Origin of the sequence: Kitasatospora sp. NPDC058406, assembly GCF_042722765.1 — a bacterium.
Lineage (GTDB): Bacteria > Actinomycetota > Actinomycetes > Streptomycetales > Streptomycetaceae > Kitasatospora.
On the sequence record NZ_JBHXKE010000020.1, the window covers coordinates 43,368 to 59,569 of the forward strand.

Annotated in this window: 15 protein-coding genes and 2 tRNA genes; 4 read left to right on the forward strand and 13 right to left on the reverse strand. The window is 73.1% G+C overall.

All coding sequences use genetic code 11. The features are described 5' to 3' along the window. Window positions 1-189: 189 nt before the first annotated feature. From ACFWOG_RS06510 to pgsA, 5 genes are all read right to left on the reverse strand, one after another. Window positions 190-735: a hypothetical protein gene (locus ACFWOG_RS06510; RefSeq protein ID WP_329882264.1), complete on the reverse strand. Its 546-nt coding sequence runs from the start codon at window positions 733-735 to the stop codon at window positions 190-192. A gap of 29 nt (window positions 736-764) precedes the next feature. After that, entirely contained in the window at window positions 765-1,133 is a 369-nt protein-coding gene (locus tag ACFWOG_RS06515; protein ID WP_380355388.1) for a 5-carboxymethyl-2-hydroxymuconate Delta-isomerase, read from the reverse strand. Between the two features lie 103 nt (window positions 1,134-1,236). Beyond that, entirely contained in the window at window positions 1,237-2,421 is a 1,185-nt protein-coding gene (locus tag ACFWOG_RS06520; RefSeq protein ID WP_380355408.1) for a glycosyltransferase family 4 protein, read from the reverse strand. A gap of 42 nt (window positions 2,422-2,463) precedes the next feature. Next, window positions 2,464-3,426 (reverse strand): phosphatidylinositol mannoside acyltransferase, encoded by a 963-nt coding sequence (locus ACFWOG_RS06525; protein WP_380355391.1) that lies wholly within the window; start codon window positions 3,424-3,426, stop codon window positions 2,464-2,466. A 15-nt stretch (window positions 3,427-3,441) separates the two neighbouring features. After that, a complete protein-coding gene (gene pgsA / locus ACFWOG_RS06530) occupies window positions 3,442-4,089 on the reverse strand; it encodes a phosphatidylinositol phosphate synthase (protein ID WP_327683718.1) in 648 nt (215 codons plus the stop codon). A gap of 257 nt (window positions 4,090-4,346) precedes the next feature. Here pgsA and ACFWOG_RS06535 point away from each other — a divergent pair, with 257 nt between their 5' ends. Next, a complete protein-coding gene (locus ACFWOG_RS06535; RefSeq protein WP_380355395.1) occupies window positions 4,347-6,401 on the forward strand; it encodes an elongation factor G-like protein EF-G2 in 2,055 nt (684 codons plus the stop codon). A 75-nt stretch (window positions 6,402-6,476) separates the two neighbouring features. Here the strand turns inward: ACFWOG_RS06535 and ACFWOG_RS06540 are convergent, their stop codons facing one another. Then, window positions 6,477-6,944: a DUF393 domain-containing protein gene (locus tag ACFWOG_RS06540; protein WP_329949830.1), complete on the reverse strand. Its 468-nt coding sequence runs from the start codon at window positions 6,942-6,944 to the stop codon at window positions 6,477-6,479. Between the two features lie 204 nt (window positions 6,945-7,148). On the opposite strand from ACFWOG_RS06540, the gene ACFWOG_RS06545 reads away from it, so the two are divergent. Beyond that, window positions 7,149-8,795, forward strand: a complete 1,647-nt coding sequence (locus ACFWOG_RS06545; protein WP_329882270.1) for a hypothetical protein — start codon at window positions 7,149-7,151, stop codon at window positions 8,793-8,795. Window positions 8,796-8,862: 67 nt separating this feature from the next. Here the strand turns inward: ACFWOG_RS06545 and ACFWOG_RS06550 are convergent, their stop codons facing one another. The 4 genes from ACFWOG_RS06550 to ACFWOG_RS06565 all read right to left on the reverse strand — a co-directional run bounded on the left by ACFWOG_RS06550 (window position 8,863) and on the right by ACFWOG_RS06565 (window position 13,341). Then, a complete protein-coding gene (locus ACFWOG_RS06550) occupies window positions 8,863-9,423 on the reverse strand; it encodes an HIT domain-containing protein (RefSeq protein WP_329882271.1) in 561 nt (186 codons plus the stop codon). Between the two features lie 79 nt (window positions 9,424-9,502). Continuing rightward, entirely contained in the window at window positions 9,503-11,482 is a 1,980-nt protein-coding gene (thrS, locus tag ACFWOG_RS06555; RefSeq protein WP_355404251.1) for a threonine--tRNA ligase, read from the reverse strand. Window positions 11,483-11,581: 99 nt separating this feature from the next. After that, the gene (locus ACFWOG_RS06560; RefSeq protein ID WP_380355400.1) at window positions 11,582-12,754 is read right to left on the reverse strand and encodes a hypothetical protein; all 1,173 of its coding nucleotides are present in this window, start codon (window positions 12,752-12,754) and stop codon (window positions 11,582-11,584) included. Between the two features lie 32 nt (window positions 12,755-12,786). Continuing rightward, the gene (locus ACFWOG_RS06565) at window positions 12,787-13,341 is read right to left on the reverse strand and encodes a DUF4365 domain-containing protein (RefSeq protein ID WP_329949827.1); all 555 of its coding nucleotides are present in this window, start codon (window positions 13,339-13,341) and stop codon (window positions 12,787-12,789) included. Between the two features lie 153 nt (window positions 13,342-13,494). Here ACFWOG_RS06565 and ACFWOG_RS06570 point away from each other — a divergent pair, with 153 nt between their 5' ends. Beyond that, window positions 13,495-14,262, forward strand: a complete 768-nt coding sequence (locus ACFWOG_RS06570; RefSeq protein WP_380355403.1) for an exonuclease domain-containing protein — start codon at window positions 13,495-13,497, stop codon at window positions 14,260-14,262. Between the two features lie 94 nt (window positions 14,263-14,356). On the opposite strand, the gene ACFWOG_RS06575 is transcribed toward ACFWOG_RS06570, so the two are convergent. The 3 genes from ACFWOG_RS06575 to ACFWOG_RS06585 all read right to left on the reverse strand — a co-directional run bounded on the left by ACFWOG_RS06575 (window position 14,357) and on the right by ACFWOG_RS06585 (window position 15,390). Beyond that, window positions 14,357-14,428: transfer RNA gene (locus ACFWOG_RS06575), tRNA-Val, on the reverse strand. A 209-nt stretch (window positions 14,429-14,637) separates the two neighbouring features. Beyond that, a tRNA-Val gene (locus ACFWOG_RS06580) sits at window positions 14,638-14,709 on the reverse strand. Between the two features lie 156 nt (window positions 14,710-14,865). Next, entirely contained in the window at window positions 14,866-15,390 is a 525-nt protein-coding gene (locus ACFWOG_RS06585) for a TIGR02611 family protein (protein WP_329949825.1), read from the reverse strand. A 194-nt stretch (window positions 15,391-15,584) separates the two neighbouring features. Here ACFWOG_RS06585 and ACFWOG_RS06590 point away from each other — a divergent pair, with 194 nt between their 5' ends. Beyond that, window positions 15,585-15,998, forward strand: a complete 414-nt coding sequence (locus ACFWOG_RS06590; protein ID WP_030056266.1) for an SsgA family sporulation/cell division regulator — start codon at window positions 15,585-15,587, stop codon at window positions 15,996-15,998. Window positions 15,999-16,202: the final 204 nt, after the last annotated feature.

Sequence of the window (16,202 nt, forward strand, 5' to 3'; positions counted from 1 at the left end):
CGGGCTAAAGAGCGGACACCCGGACGTGTCCGACACGCCCCGCAAAGAACCCTCCGGGAAGAGGTGTCCGGAAAGGGACACCCCTAGGAGCCCCCCTGCGGGGTGCCTTCCCGCGGGCGCCCCGAGGCCCCGGCCCCGGGGGAACCGGCCCCGGAAGGCGCGCGCGAGGCCCCCCGCCGACGGCCCGCCCTACGAGGGCGAGCCCTCCGGCGTCAGCGCCGCCGGCGGCGCGTCGTCCATCTCGAAGGCCATCGGGAACGGGGCCTTGCCCGCGAGCCGGAAGTACCTCACCAGCCGGTGCTCGCGCACCGCCCGGGCCGCCCGCACCGCGTCGTTGTGGAACCGCCGCGCCATCGGCACCCGCCGCGCCGCCGCCGTCAGGTCCTTGACCGCCTCCTCGCCGCCCGGTTCGGCCACCAGCACGGCGACCTGCTCCGGGTCGGCGAACACCGCCCGCAGCGCCAGACTCAACTGGCTCTCCGCCACCTCGCGCTGCTCGTCCTCCGCCTGCCGGGCCGCGTGCGCGGCGTCCAGCAGCAGCAACGAGGCCGCCGGGTCCAGCAGCGAGGACGTGGCCAGCTCGACCGCCACCGACGCCCGGCGGACCAGCTGCGCGTCCAGCGCCGCGCGGGCGGCGTCGATCCGGGCGTGCAGCCGGTCCAGCCGGCCGGCCGTCCAACTCAGATACATGCCGAACAGCACCACGGCCACGCCGGCCCAGATCCAGGTAGTCACGGGGCGCTACGCTACCGGGTGCTCCCGGTTCACCCCTCGATCGCCGTGTTGCGGTACACCTCGCGGTCCATGTCCCGGACGTCCACCGCCAGGTGCAGCCGCTCCCCCGGCGCCGGCGCGACGTGCTCGGCCAGCAGCGCCAGGACCCCCTCGGTGAGCGCCGTCTTCGCCTCCGGGCTGCGCCCCGGGAAGATCGCGAACTGCACGAACACCTGCGCCTCGGGGCGCTCGCTCTCCCCCACCACGACCTCCGGCTCGTTCCGGCGGAAGATCGTCTTGCACCCCTCGGGCTTCGCGGCGATCGTCTCCACCGCCAGCCGGTTGATCGCCAGGCCCAGCGCCCGGCGGTCGAAGGAGCCGTCCAGGCTCGGCGAGTAGTCGACGGAGATCTGCGGCATCGGATGCCTCCAGTACGCGGGAACGGGTCTGGCAGACCCTAACCGCGGCAGGCCCCCGGGCAATCCCCGCACCGGGCCCGGGACCGGCCCCGGCGCCCCGGGCTCAGTCCCGGGCCAGCCCGAACCGGCCCCACCGGCCGCCGCGCTCGTCCGCCTCGACCACCGCCGCGGCCCCCGACGCCACCGTCTCGTACACGGCCAGGATATCCGCGCCCACCGTCGACCAGTCGAACCGCCGCACGTGCCGGGACGCCGCCCCGCTCAGCTCCCGCAGCCGCTGCGGATCCGCCAGCAGCCGCAGCGCCGACCGGGCCAGCGCGTCCGCGTCCTCCACCGGGAACAGCTCGCCGACGTCCCCGCCGTCCAGCACCTGCTTGAACGCGTCCAGGTCGCTGGCGAGCACCGGCGCACCCGCCGACATCGCCTCGACCAGGATGATCCCGAAGCTCTCGCCGCCGGTGTTCGGCGCCACGTACAGGTCGACGCTGCGCAGCAGCCGGGCCTTCTCCCGGTCGCTCACCATGCCGAGGAACTCCACCTGCGCCCGGACCTCCGGCGCCAGGCCCGCGGCCGCCTCCTCCTCGTCGCCCTTGCCCGCCACCAGCAGCCGCACCCCCGGCCGCTCGGCCAGGATCCGCGGCATCGCCGCCAGCAGGGTCGGCAGGCCCTTGCGCGGCTCGTTGATCCGGCCGACGAACCCGATCGTGCCGGGCTCCCCGCGCTCCGCCCCGCCGGTCCAGCGGTCGTCCGGCTCCGCCTCGGCGAAGAACCCCACGTCCACGCCGTTCGGGATCACCACCGCGTCGCCGCCCAGGTGCTCCACCAGCGTCCGGCGCGCGTACTCGCTCACCGCGATCCGGGCCCGCATCTTCTCCAGCCCGGGCTGGAGGATCGGCGAGGCCGCGATCATCGCCCGCGACCGCGGGTTCGACGTGTGGAAGGTGCCCACCATCGGCCCGGACGCCGACCAGGCGGCCAGCATCGACAGGCTCGGCGCGGCCGGCTCGTGCACGTGCAGGATGTCGAACCGCTCCTCGTGCAGCCACCGCCGCACCCGGGCCGCCGACAGCAGGCCGAAGCTCAGCCGCGCCACCGAGCCGTTGTACGGCACCGCCATCGCCCGACCCGCCGAGACCACGTACGGCGGCAGCGCCTCGTCGTCCTCGGCCGGGGCCAGCACCGACACCGCGTGGCCCAGGCCGATCAGGTGCTCGGCGAGGTCCCGGATGTGGAACTGCACCCCGCCGGGGACGTCCCAGTCGTACGGGCAGACGATGCCGATCTTCACAGGTCTCCTCATGCTCCTTCGGGCGGGCCTCCGGGCGGGCCGTCAGGCCCCGGAGGCCTCGGCGGTGGGCTCCTCGACGGGACGACCCGCCGGACGGGCCGGTGCCCCCACCGTCTCACGGACGGGCAGGTCGGCCAGCCAGAACCGTTGCAGCATGTGCCAGTCCTCGGGGTGCTCGCGGATCGCGTCCTCCCAGACCGCCGCCATCGCCTGCGTCATCACCCGGGTCTTCTCCTTGCGGTCGCCCTCGACGGGCACCGCGATCTCCGGGTGGATCTGCGCCCGGAGCATCGTGCCCTCGTACCAGAGCGACACCGGCATCAGCGCCGCACCGGTCCGCTGGCAGAGCGCCGCCGGGCCCGCCGGCATCCTGGTCGCCTCGCCGAAGAACGACACCTCAACGCCGGCCTCGGACAGGTCGCGGTCCCCCACCAGGCAGACCAGCTTCCCCTCCCGCAGCCGCCGCGCCAGCGTGCCGACCACGTTCACCGAGCCGCCGGTCAGCGCCAGCACCTCCATGCCCAGGCTCTCGCGGAACGCCACGAACCGGTCGAACAGCCGCTCCGGCTCCAACCGCTCCGCGACCGTCGTGAACGGGAAGCCCTCCAGCGCCACCCAGGCGCCCGCCAGGTCCCAGTTGCCCATGTGCGGCAGCGTGATCACCGCGCCGCGCCCCGACTCCAGCGTCTCCCGCAGCTGGTCGAAGCCGTCCACCCGGACGTCCCGGGCCACCCGCTGCCGGCTCCACACCGGCAGCCGGAAGGACTCCAGCCAGTACCGCATGTACGAGCGCATCCCCGCCCGCGACAGCTCCCGCAGCTGCGCCTCGTCCGCCCCCGGGCGCACCCGCAGCAGATTCGCCTCCAGCTGCAGCACCCGCGGGCCGCGCCGCCGCCACGCGTAGTCCGCCAGCCGGTCGAACAGCCCTCGCGCCACCGGCTCGGGCAGGTGCTTGAGCACGCCCCAGCCCGTCGCGTACGCCGCGTACACCAGTCGGTCCTTCACCGCAGGCCCGCCCCTTCAGCTCCCGGCCGCCACGCGGTCCGCCTCGAACGCCTCACGGCGCACGGTCACCATCCGCTGGACCACCGTCACCAGGCTGCCGGCCGCCACCAGCCACAGCGCCACCGGCAGCAGCCACTCCACGTACGGCACCCCGAACGTGGCCAGACCCGCCACACCGGCCGCCACCAGACTGATCACCAGGCGCTCGGCCCGCTCCACCAGTCCCGAGACGTCACAGGGCAGCCCCTGGCTCTCGGCCCGGGCCTTGGTGTACGACACCACCAGCCCGCTCGCCAGGCAGAACACCGCCACCGCGCAGAGCAGGTCGTTGTCACCCTTGCCCGCGTACCACATGGCCAGACCGCCGAAGACCGCCGCATCGGCGACCCGGTCCAGCGTCGAGTCCAGGAACGCCCCCCACTTGGTGGACCGCCCCAGCTGCCGGGCCATGTTCCCGTCGACCAGGTCCGAGAAGATGAACAGCGTGATCGTGACGGTGCCCCAGAAGAACTCCCCCCGCGGGAAGAACACCAGCGCACCCGTCACCGAACCGGCCGTACCGACCAGCGTCACCGTGTCGGGACTCACACCCAGCCGGATCAGGAACGCGGCGAACGGGGTCAGGACACGTGTGAAGAAGGCACGCGCGTATTTGTTCAGCATGGCCTTCCGGACCGCTCCGATCTGCCTGGTACCCGCCTGCGGCCACAGTGCGCGGCAGACGACCGAATGGATCAGCCCACCCGGCGCACCCATGGTAGCCACGCCGGGGAACCGACCCCGCCCACGCACCGCCCGACCGGCCCCCGCGTGCCCCCGGCACCGGCCGTCCCGGCGCCCGCACCCCGCCGACCCGGCGCGCGCGGACCGTCGCACCTAGACTTTCACCGTCAGTCTCGGCGCGACGGGAGGAGACCCCGATGCCCGACCGCAGCACCGCCCGAGCCGGCCAGGCACCCGCCGTGACCGGACCTCGCGACCTGCGCAACGTCGTCCTCATCGGCTGCGCCGGCGTGGGCAAGACCACCCTCGCCGAATCCCTCGCCCACGCCGCGGGCTCCGTCGGGCGCCCCGGCCGCGTCGCCGACGGCACCACCGTCGCCGACCACGAGCCCGTCGAGCACCAGCAGCAGCGCTCCGTCCAGCTCTCGGTCCTCCCCCTCGCCTGGAACGGCGTCAAGATCAACCTGATCGACCCGCCCGGCCACCCCGACTTCGCCGCCGAGCTGCACGCCGCCGTGCACGCGGCCGACGCCGCCGTGTTCGTCGTCTCCGCCACCGACCCGGTCACCGCCCCCACCCGCGCCCTCTGGCGCGAGTGCGCCGCCGAGGGCATCCCCCGCGCCATCGCCGTCGCCAAGCTCGACGTCGCCCGCAGCAGCTTCGAGGACATCCTCGCCGCATGCCACGACGCCTTCGGTCTCGGACCCGACACCCTCCGGCCGCTCTTCCTGCCCGTCCACCACGACGGGCACCCCGACGGCAGCGTCGACCTGCTCACCGGCCACACCTACGGACGGACCGAGCCGCTGCCGGACACCGCCCCGGCCCGCGAGAGCCTCGTCGAGGCCATCTCCGGCCAGGACGACACCCTCATGGAGCGCTACCTCTCCGGCGACCCCCTCGACACCGACGCCCTCGAAGCGGGCCTGCGCCGCGAAGTCCTCGCGTGCGCCCTCCACCCCGCCGTCCCCACCAGCGAGAACGGCCTCGGTGCCACCGAACTCCTGGACCTGATCGCCGCGTCCTTCCCGGACCCCACCGAACGCACCCGCCCCGCCCCCGAGTGCGACCCCGACGCCCCCCTCGCCGCCCAGGTCGTCCGCGTCACCGGCGACGCCTACGTCGGCCGGATCAGCCTCCTCCGGCTCTACGCCGGCACCCTGCGCCCCGACACCCGGATCCACCTCGCCGGCCCCGACCACCCCGCCGACCAGGACACCGAGGAACGCGTCACCGCCCTCACCAGCCCCTTCGGCAAACTCCAGCGCCCCGTCCCGCACGCCGTCGCCGGGGACCTCGTCTGCGCCGCCAAGCTGACCACCGCCCGGGCCGGCGACACCGCCCACGACCCCGGCCACCCCGTGAAGCTCGACGGCTGGACCCTCCCCGAACCGCTGCTCCCGATCGCCGTCGAGGCCCACAGCAAGGCCGACGACGACAAGCTCTCCCAGGCGCTCACCCGGCTCGCCGCCGAGGACCAGGCCCTCAGGCTGGAGCAGAACCCCGACACCCACCAGCTCGTCCTCTGGTGCACCGGCGAGGCCCACGCCGAGGTCGTCCTCGACCGCCTCCGCACCCGGCACAACGTCCACGTCGACACCGTGGAACACCGGGTGGCCCTGCGCGAGACCTTCGGCACCGCCGCCGCCGGCCACGGCCGCCTCGTCAAGCAGTCCGGCGGCCACGGCCAGTACGCCATCTGCGAGCTGGAGGTCGAACCCCTGCCGGCCGGTTCCGGCTTCGAGTTCAAGGAGCACGTCGTCGGCGGCGCCGTCCCCCGGCACTTCATCCCCTCCGTGGAGAAGGGCGTCCGCGCCCAGCTCGCCAAGGGCGTCTCCACCGGGCACCCGCTCGTCGACATCCGGGTCACCCTCACCGACGGCAAGGCGCACTCCGTCGACTCCTCCGACTCGGCCTTCCAGACCGCCGCCGCCCTCGCCCTGCGCGACGCCGCCGAGCACGCCGTCATCCGGCTGCTCGAACCCGTCGCCGCGGTCGGCATCCTGCTCCCCGACGACTACCTCGGCGCCGTCCTCGGCGACCTCTCGGCCCGCCGCGGCCGCGTCCTCGGCACCGAGACCGCGGGCCCCGGCGTCACCCTGCTCCGCGCCGAGGTCCCCGAGCTCGAACTCGCCCGCTACCCCGTCGACCTGCGCTCGCTCACCCACGGCACCGCCGGGTTCAGCCGCGCCCACCTGCGCCACGAACCGATGCCCGCCGCGCTCGCCGCCCGCTTCACCGGGAAGGACTGACCACCGGAACGCGCCGGTCGCCCCGGCGGGCCGAGCGCCCCGGCGGGCCGCCCCGGTCCGCCGGCCGTCGGCCCGTCAGGCGTCGGTGTCGCCCCGCCCGTCGGGCGCGGCGGCGGCCGGGCGCTGCGGCAGTGCGCAGGCCGGCGTCCCGCCCGGCATCCGGTGCCGGTTCCTCGCCACCCACCGGTAGGCCAGCGCCGCGACCGGCCGCACCGGCGCCGACGCCAGGACTCCGCCCAGGTAGGCCCACGCCCCGCCCGAGCGCAGCAGCAGCCGCGCCACCGCCTGCGCCCCGCCGTAGACGCGGCCGGCCGGGGTCACCCAGAGCAGCTCGCGCTCCGCGCGCTCCCAGGACACCTCCCCGCGCCCCCCGGCCGCCCCGTCCAGGCCGGCGAGGTCCGCGAACTGGAACGGCACCGCGTCCCAGCCGCCCGACGCCAGGGTCTGCCGCAGGTACCGCTCGGCCCAGTTCTTGCAGGTCGTGCAGAACGCGCAGTCCCCGTCGAAGACCAGCACCGGATCCCTCACCACCACGTTGTCCATACCGTCATCGTGCACCATCCGACGCCGCCGCCGGCGGACAGGGCAGCCGGGGTCCGCCCCGGCGCATCGCGCTCCCGAAACCTGGGCATCATGCCCCACAGGTCCACCGTGGCCCGATCGTGACGGCACTTCAGACGATCATCCACACAGCGGCACCACGGCACGGTAATCTGCCGCAGGACAAGGGGAGGAGGGGACGCCACCGTGACGACACTCGACATGACCCCGGGTGCGCAGATACCCCGGACCGACGTCGGCCCGCAGACCGCCGGCACGCAGGCACTCTCCTCGGCCGCGTACCGCGACGGCAAGCTCGCCGACGACGCCGGCAAGCTCGACGGAGCCACCGCGAAGAAGGGCCGCTTCGCCCTCTTCGCCCCCAACTTCGGCGAGGCCTTCAGCAAGGCGCTCATCTCCCGCGCGCTCGGCGGCGACCGCAAGCCCCTGGTCCCCGCCTTCGGCGTCGAGACCCGCCAGGTCGTCGAGCACTGCCTCGCCGCCGAGGAGATCCGCCGCAACCGCGACCGGCAGCTGTCCACCATCTCCGTCGTCACCGGCGTGCTCTGCCTGCCCGGCGCCCTCGTCTGGCTGGGCGCCTTCCAGCTCCGTGCCTGGCTCCGGCGCGACAACCCCAAGAACGCCGGCGTGTACGGGGCCGTCGTCCTCGTCCTCGTCGCCGCCCTCGCCGCCCTGCTCGCGATCAAGCCCCCGGTCGGCGGCGTCCTCGGCATCTACCTGCGCCTGGTCATGCTCGCCCCGGTCATCGGCTGGTACCTCGCGAAGCGCATCGTCGAACGCACCGCCGTCGACCTGCGCGCCCGCTGGCTGCAGCTGGTCGAGGGCAACGCCGTCGCCGCGACCGTCCCGATGGCCGTCCCGCGCGACGACCTCGACAAGAAGGCCGCCGACCTGCGGGCCAAGCTCGGCCGGCTGGACTCCGAGCAGGAGACCAACATCCAGCACTACGCCGGCCCCAAGGGCATCCTCGGCGTCGGCCGCCGCTGGGGCGAGTGGAAGCTCATCGACACCCTGCGCCCCGCCGAGGGCCAGATCGACTTCCGCCAGTTCCACCCCTGGGACCTCGTCCGGAAGATCTCCGGACACCTCAAATCGCTCGGCATCAGCGAGGTCGCCAACAGCGGGATGCCCGGCGTCCGGGTCAAGCAGTGGGTCGTCTTCGAGGTCGGCGAGAGCGCGGACGAGATCAGCCGCCCCGGCGGCGCCGACATGGACGGCGACCACATGCGCGACTTCGCCGTCCAGGCGGTCGCCGACAAGCAGACCTTCGGCGGCGGCCCCCGCCACTACCTCGCCACCCAGTTCATCACCCACGACGGCAAGCTCGTCCTGACCTTCACCGTCACCGTGGTGCTGCTCGCCAACACCCTCAACATCACCGTCGCCGGCTACGCCCTCGGCCCGATCAACGGCTTCTTCTTCGACAAGCCCAAGGCCAAGGAGAAGTCGGTCGCCAAGACCGTGCGGTTCTGGGAGGAGCGCACGGTCAAGCTCCCGCTGATCGACAACGACGAGGTCGTCCGGCAGGCCGTCCGCGCGCCCTTCTACCGGATGCCCGCCCTGCTCGGCTGGCTCGGCGGCGGCCTCGGCCTGCCCGAGCCCTTCGGCCTGCGGCACATCTGGGCCGGCCTGCCGTGGGGCACCCGCACCATGGCCGACAACGCGCTCAACTCGGCCCACCCGGTGCTCGGCGCCGTCCACACCGCCACCCTGGAGTTCCTCGCCGAGCACGACCTGGACACCGACCGCGCCTTCAAGGGCCGCGCCGCCGGGCTCAAGGCCGAGGCCCAGGGCAGCCGCCCGTTCAAGGTCGACCACTACGACGCCGGCTGACGGCCGCACCGGGCACGACGGGGCCCCTGCCGACACACGGTCGGCAGGGGCCCCGGTCCGTCCCGGCTCAGTCCTGCGGCCAGGCCTCCGCCAGCATCTTGCGGGTGTCCGCCAGCAGTTGCGGCAGCACCTTGGTGTGGCCGACCACCGGCATGAAGTTGGTGTCCCCGCCCCAGCGGGGCACCACGTGCTGGTGCAGGTGCGCCGCGATCCCGGCACCTGCCGCCGTCCCCTGGTTCATCCCGATGTTGAAGCCGTGCGCGCCCGAGGCCGCGCGCAGCGCCGTCATCGCCTTCTTGGTGAACACCGCCAGCTCGGCCGTCTCCGCCTCGTCCAGCTCGGTGTAGTCCGCCGCGTGCCGGTACGGGACCACCATCAGGTGACCGCCGTTGTACGGGTAGAGGTTGAGCACCGCGTACACGGAGCCGCCGCGTGCGACGACCAGCCCGTCCTCGTCACTCAGCGACGGAATCGAGCAGAACGGGCAACCGTCGTCCGGAGCCGGGCCGGTGGGCTTGTTCTCGCCCTGGATGTAGGCCATCCGATGGGGGGTCCACAGGCGGCGGAAGCCGTCCGGCTCGCCGACGCCCCGCTGCAGTTCCGGCTCAGTCGTCATGCTGATCAGCATATTCGCCCGGCCGTTCTTGCAAAGCAGCGCGGGGCAGACTCCCGAGGAGCCCGCCCCGCGCTCACGCGTGACCGTGGTGTCACACCTGGATGCGGCGCTCCACGGCGTCCACGATCTCGGCGACCGCGTCGGCCACCGGGACGCCGTTCTTCTGCTCGCCGTTGCGGTAGCGGAAGGACACCGCACCCGCCTCGACGTCGTCGTTGCCGGCGATCAGCATGAACGGGGTCTTGCTCTTCTGGGCGTTGCGGATCTTCTTCTGCATCCGGTCGTCCGAGGTGTCGACCTCGACCCGGATGCCGCGCTTCTTCAGCTCGGCCGCGACCTCCAGCAGGTACGGCACGTGCTCGTCGGTGATCGGGATGCCGGTCACCGTGACCGGGGCCAGCCACGGCGGCATGGCACCGGCGTAGTGCTCCAGCAGCACCGCGAAGAACCGCTCGATCGAGCCGAACAGCGCCCGGTGGATCATGACCGGCCGCTGGCGCGAGCCGTCCGCCGCGGTGAACTCCAGGTCGAAGCGGTCGGGCAGGTTGAAGTCCAGCTGGATGGTGCTCATCTGCCAGGTGCGGCCGATGGCGTCCTTCGCCTGCACCGAGATCTTCGGGCCGTAGAAGGCCGCGCCGCCCGGGTCCGGCACCAGCGGCAGGCCCTGCTTCTCGGCCACGGCGGCGAGGACGGCGGTGGCCTCCTCCCACGCGTCGTCCGAGCCGACGAACTTCTCCGGGTCCTTGGTGGACAGCTCCAGGTAGAAGTCGTTCAGGCCGTAGTCGCGCAGCAGGTTGAGCACGAAGGTGAGCGTCGAGTCGAGCTCGTCGGCCATCTGCTCACGGGTGCAGTAGATGTGCGCGTCGTCCTGGGTGAAGCCGCGGGCGCGGGTCAGGCCGTGCACCACGCCGGACTTCTCGTACCGGTACACCGTGCCGAACTCGAAGAGACGCAGCGGCAGTTCGCGGTACGAGCGGCCGCGCGCGTCGAAGATCAGGTTGTGCATCGGGCAGTTCATCGGCTTGAGGTAGTAGTCCACGCCCTCGTCGAGCTGCATGGGCGGGTACATGCCGTCCGCGTACCAGTCGAGGTGGCCGCTCTTCTCGAAGAGCTTCCCCTTGGTGGCGTGCGGGGTGTAGACGAACTCGTAGCCCTCCTCCTCGTGCCGGCGGCGCGAGTAGTCCTCCATGGCGCGGCGGATGATGCCGCCCCTGGGGTGGAAGACGGCGAGGCCGGAGCCGATCTCCTCGGGGATGGAGAAGAGGTCGAGCTCGCTGCCGAGCTTGCGGTGGTCGCGCTTGGCGGCCTCCTCCAGGAACTCCAGGTGCGCCTTGAGCGCGTCCTTGGTCGGCCAGGCGGTGCCGTAGAGGCGCTGGAGCATGGGGTTCTTCTCGCTGCCGCGCCAGTAGGCGGCGGCCGAGCGCATGATCTTGAACGCCGGGATCATCCGGGTCGACGGCAGGTGCGGGCCGCGGCAGAGGTCGCCCCAGCACAGCTCGCCGGACTTCGGGTCCAGGTTGTCGTAGATGCTCAGCTCGCCGGCGCCGACCTCGACGTCGGCACCCTCGCCGGCGGTGGCGGCGGAGCCCTTGAGGCCGATCAGCTCCAGCTTGTACGGCTCGCCGGCCAGCTCCTCGCGGGCGGCCTCGTCGGTGACCACCCGGCGGGAGAACTTCTGCCCGCGCTTGATGATCTCCTGCATCTTCTTCTCGACGGCCTTGAGGTCGTCGGGGTGGAACGGCTTCTCGACGTCGAAGTCGTAGTAGAAGCCGTCCTTGACCGGCGGGCCGATGCCGAGCTTGGCCTCCGGGAAGAGCTGCTGCACGGCCTGCGCCATGACGTGCGCGGTGGAGTGGCGCAGGATGTCGAGGCCGTCCTTGCTGCCGATCTCGACCGGCTCGACCTCGTCGCCGTCCTGGACGGCGTACGCGAGGTCCTTGAGCTGGCCGCCGACGCGGGCGGCGATGATCGAACGGTCGTCGGCGAAGAGCTCGGCGGCCGTAGTGCCCGTGGTCACCACGCGCTCTTCCCGATCGGGTTCGCGGCTGATGATTACCCGGACGTCCGTCACCGGTCTCTCCTGACGTGCTGGATTCATAGGACGCAACACTTCGCTGCGCGTGACGATGGTACCGAGACCGGTGGCCCCGCCGTCACCTCCGTATCCTCCCTACCCGTCGCCCAGGGTCTTGAGCAGCCGCTCCCGCTCCGCCTCCTCCAGCCCGCAGGGCTCCAGGCCGGTGGGCCGGGTGAGCCGGCGGAAGCCGCCGCGCCGTTCGAGCCGGCCGCTGACCTTGACCGGGGTGCCGGCCAGGTGGGCCTCGGCGGCCAGCCGGTAGGCGGGATCGGGCAGGCGGACCTTGACCTCGTCGACTTCGGCGCCGCCGAGCACCCGCAGGCGGACGCTGCCGGGGCCCGCCGGGTCGGCGCGCTTGAGCCGGACGACGACGCCGACGACGGTGACGGCGACGGCGGGCTCGATGCGTTCGAGCAGCTCCGCGGCCTCCGCTAGGGCGGGCAGGTCGCCGGGCGAGAACTCCAGGGCGATCCGGCGGTCGCCGAAACCGCCGGGGGTCCCGGCGGCGGCCGACCAGGCGACGGTGAGCCGGCTCGCGGTGGCGCCGCGCACCAGCTCCTCGACGGATTCGACCAGCTCGCGGCTGACGCCGGACTGGACGGCGTTCTCGAAGGCCTCCGCACCGCCGCTGACCCGGCGGTAGTCGACGGCGTCGCGCAGCGCCTCCAGGGCGCGGACCAGGGTGGTGACCGCGGCCCGGCCCTCGGGGGCGGGGGTGTAGGCGGTGAGGCCGGGGCCGCCGGAGACCACCAGGACGCGGTCGAGGAAGTCCCCGGCCCAGCTGTCGAGGCGGGCTCCGAAGTACGCGGCCCGGGTGCGGCCGGCCTTGGCGCCGGCCGCGAGCATGGCGCGCGCCGCCCGCTGAAGCCGTTCGGTGTCGTCCCAGGGCACCGTCGCGGGAGCGGAGCCCGGCGGGCCGGCGAGGTCGCGGTGCCACTGGAGCTCGTCGCCGGGGACGGCCAGGGCGAGCAGGATCGCGCGGGCGGAGGGGCTGGCGGAGCGGGAGAGCGCGGTGACGGCGTCGGTGAGGAGGTCGACGGCGTCGTCGAAGCCGTCACCGGCGGGGACGATCAGGCTGGTGCCGGGGTCGGTGCCGTCGGGGGGCGTCCAGCGGCCGTACCGGGCGGAGGGCCCGCCGCGCCGGACCCAGCCGTGCCGGGCCAGCAGGGTGGCGAGCACCGCGGGGTCGACGGCGGCCGGGTCGGGCAGCGCCCGGGCCTGCGGCTCGCCGGGACCGGGGCGCAGTGGCCCGTGGGGCAGTGTCATGGTGCGGCTCCTCCCGGCCGGGGGCCGGGCCGTCACGGGCTGCCGCCCGCGCCGACCCTGGCCATGATGTCGCACAGTGCGCGGTCGTCGAAGACCTTCGCGGTGGGTACCCGGACGTTGGTCCGGCGCTGCCCGGTGACCGGGTGGCCGGCCAGGTTGACCCAGTAGCAGCAGTGCCGCAGCTCCAGCGCGTCCGGCCGGGCCGCGAGCCAGTGGTCGACCCGGCGGGGCAGCAGCATGACGACGAGGATGCGGGGCACCGCGACCCGGGGGCGGGCGAGCTTGCGCAGGTGGTCGTTGTCGAGGGTGAAGCTGAAGTACGGGCCGCGCGGATGGGGGGCGATCTGCTGGGTGGCCTTCAGCTGGATCTTGACGGTCACCTCGTCGTCGATCTCGTGGACCCGGGAGCCGTGACTGACCTGCCAGTCGATGCCGTTGTCGGGGAACGGCTGGGAGAGCGAGCAGCCGGCCGCGGCGGCGACCGCGTGCAGGTAGCCGACCTGCAGGGTCTCCATGCAGGCGGTCACCGCCAGGTTGCCCCGCAGGGCGGCCTCCGCCTCGTCGGGCTGCGGCTGGGTCAGTGCCATCGCCGGGTTCCTCCCCCCGTCCCCCCGGGCCCGTCCCGATTCGAACAGGGCACCTGTCGGCAGGGTGCCCGGCCGGTGGTGCGCCAAACGGTTGAGGGGACGTCAGGAGCGGGTATCACCAGGGCGGGAACGCGCTGTATCCGAGGGGCAGTCATGCAGCAGCACTGGTTCACCGGCCCGATCGCCTCCTTCGACACCGAGACCACCGGCGTGGACGTCGAGACCGACCGCATCGTGTCGGCCGCCCTGGTGGTCCAACTCGCCCCGGGCGCCGCCCCGCAGGCGACCACCTGGCTGGCCGACCCCGGCGTGCCGATACCGGACGGTGCCCGCGCCGTGCACGGCATCACCGACGAACGGGTCCGGGCATTCGGCCGCCCGGCGCGGACGGTGGTGGCGGAGATCGCCGCCGCGCTGGCGGCGCAGGCCCGGGCCGGCCGCCCGGTCGCGGTGATGAACGCGCCCTACGATCTGACCCTGCTCGACCGGGAGTTGCGCCGGCACCGCGGGGTCACGCTGACGGACGCGGTGGGCCCGGCCGGCCTGCTGATACTGGATCCCCGGGTGCTGGACAAGCACGTGGACCGGTACCGCAAGGGCCGCCGGACGCTGACCGACCTGTGCACGCACTACGGGGTGCAGCTGGCCGGGGCGCACGACGCGGCGGAGGACGCGGCGGCGACGCTGGCGGTGGTCCGGACGATCGGTGCGCGCCATCCGGCCGCGCTGGGCGGGCTGACGGTGGCGGAGCTGCACCTGCGGCAGGCGGTCTGGCACGCGGCACAGGCCCGGGGGTTGCAGGCGTGGTTCGACCGGTCGGGGGCGGACGAGCGGGTGGACCTGTCCTGGCCGCTGCGGCCGGCCCGGTGCGGATGCGGGCGACGGCTGTCCCCGGACCACAGGTGCGAGATGGCGGCGTAGCGCGGCGGGGCCGGTCCGGGCGCCCGGCGTTCGGTGTGCGCGCGGACGCCGCAGGCCCCGACCGGTCTCCGGTCGGGGCCTGCATGCTGTCCGGTGGGCGATACTGGGATCGAACCAGTGACCCCTTCGGTGTGAACGAAGTGCTCTCCCGCTGAGCTAATCGCCCGGGCAACGAGAAGAACTGTAGCACCATTCGGGGGGTGCGGTACAACTCGCTTCCCCGGGGTGCCGGTCGACACATCCGCAGAACTCGCACTCCGCACGGAAGATGACTGCGCCTCAGTTCATTCCCGGACGATGTTCACCGGATTGTGGAAATACATGTAAGGCCCAGCCGATAATCGGCTGGGCCTCACATATCACAATGCATTCCGGTGGGCGATACTGGGATCGAACCAGTGACCCCTTCGGTGTGAACGAAGTGCTCTCCCGCTGAGCTAATCGCCCGGGTGCAGGGAAAACATTACCGCATCCCACGGGGTGGTCCGAACACGCTCACCCCGGCCCCCGGAACGGCCGCCTCACCCGGACGGCGCACCGGCCGGCCCCCGCTCCCCGGCCGGACCGCACACGGTCCGTACCCGGTCCGCGACGGACCCCCGCTCAGTCCTCGTCGATCTTCCAGGGCATGACCAGCCCGTACTTCCACAGGTACCAGCCGCCGATCCCGGCGATCACCGTCAGGCCGATCACCGTGAGCGTGATGTTGCGGCGGCGGACCCGCGGGTCCAGGGCCTTCTGGGCCGCCTCGGCCACCTTCCGCCGGGTCCAGCGCAGCGCCAGCTGGGCCCAGACGAACTCGGTCGCCCAGATGCCCATGCCCAGGAAGATGACCACCCAGCCGGGCCCGGGCAGCGGCAGCATGATCACGCCGAGCACCACCACCGCCAGGCCGATCAGGAAGACGGCCACCTGCCAGCTCAGGTGCAGCGGGCGGGAGCGGCGGATGAAGTGCGGCGCGCGTGAGCCCAGCGGCCGGCCACCGTCCGTGTCCGCCCCCGTACCCCCACCGTCGCCGTCGTCGTTCCCCGGCCCCGTCGGCACCCCCGTGTCGTCCGGCACGATCACATCCCCCGTTCCCGTGTTCCCGCCCGCGTCACCGCGTGCCTTGTCGCTTCGCACAGTCATGCCAGGAAACTAACCGAGAAGCGGGCCGGTAATGCCCTGCGGGGCACTCTGTGGCGATTCCGCAATGCGCCGTAAGGGGTACGACTCGCGCCCGAATCGGGACAGAGGGGTTTACATCGGTCTTGGAGGTGGGATGGTCCGTTCGCCGACGTGCGATTCCCCGAGCGCACACTGAGCGAAAGGCCATGGCGCTTATGAACACCACGGTCAGCTGCGAGCTGCACCTGCGCCTCATCGTGTCCAGCGAGTCCTCACTGCCCGTCCCCGCGGGTCTGCGCTACGACACCGCCGACCCCTATGCCGTGCACGCCACGTTCCACACCGGCGCCGACGAGACCGTGGAGTGGGTGTTCGCCCGAGATCTCCTTGCGGAGGGGCTGCACCGACCCACGGGTACCGGCGACGTCCGGGTCTGGCCGTCGCGCAGCCACGGGCAAGGGGTGGTCTGCATCGCGCTGAGCTCTCCGGAAGGAGAAGCCCTGCTGGAGGCCCCGGCCCGAGCGCTTGAGTCGTTCCTCAAGCGGACGGACGCCGCCGTACCCCCCGGCACCGAACACCGTCACTTCGACCTCGACCGGGAGCTGTCCCACATCCTCGCCGAAAGCTGACCCCGACCGGAGGCGGTCACGCCCCGCTGTCGGCGGGGTCGTACCTCCTGCCGTCACCGCAGCCGTCCTACTCGGGGGCACGGCAGCAAACTCAGCCGCGCACGACGCGGTCTCGGGGCCGGTGAAACGATTCGCCCCCATCAGGGGCGGGCCGGAGCACCGAAGGCGCCCGGCAGTGAGGCCGGCCACCCGCAGCCAGTGGCC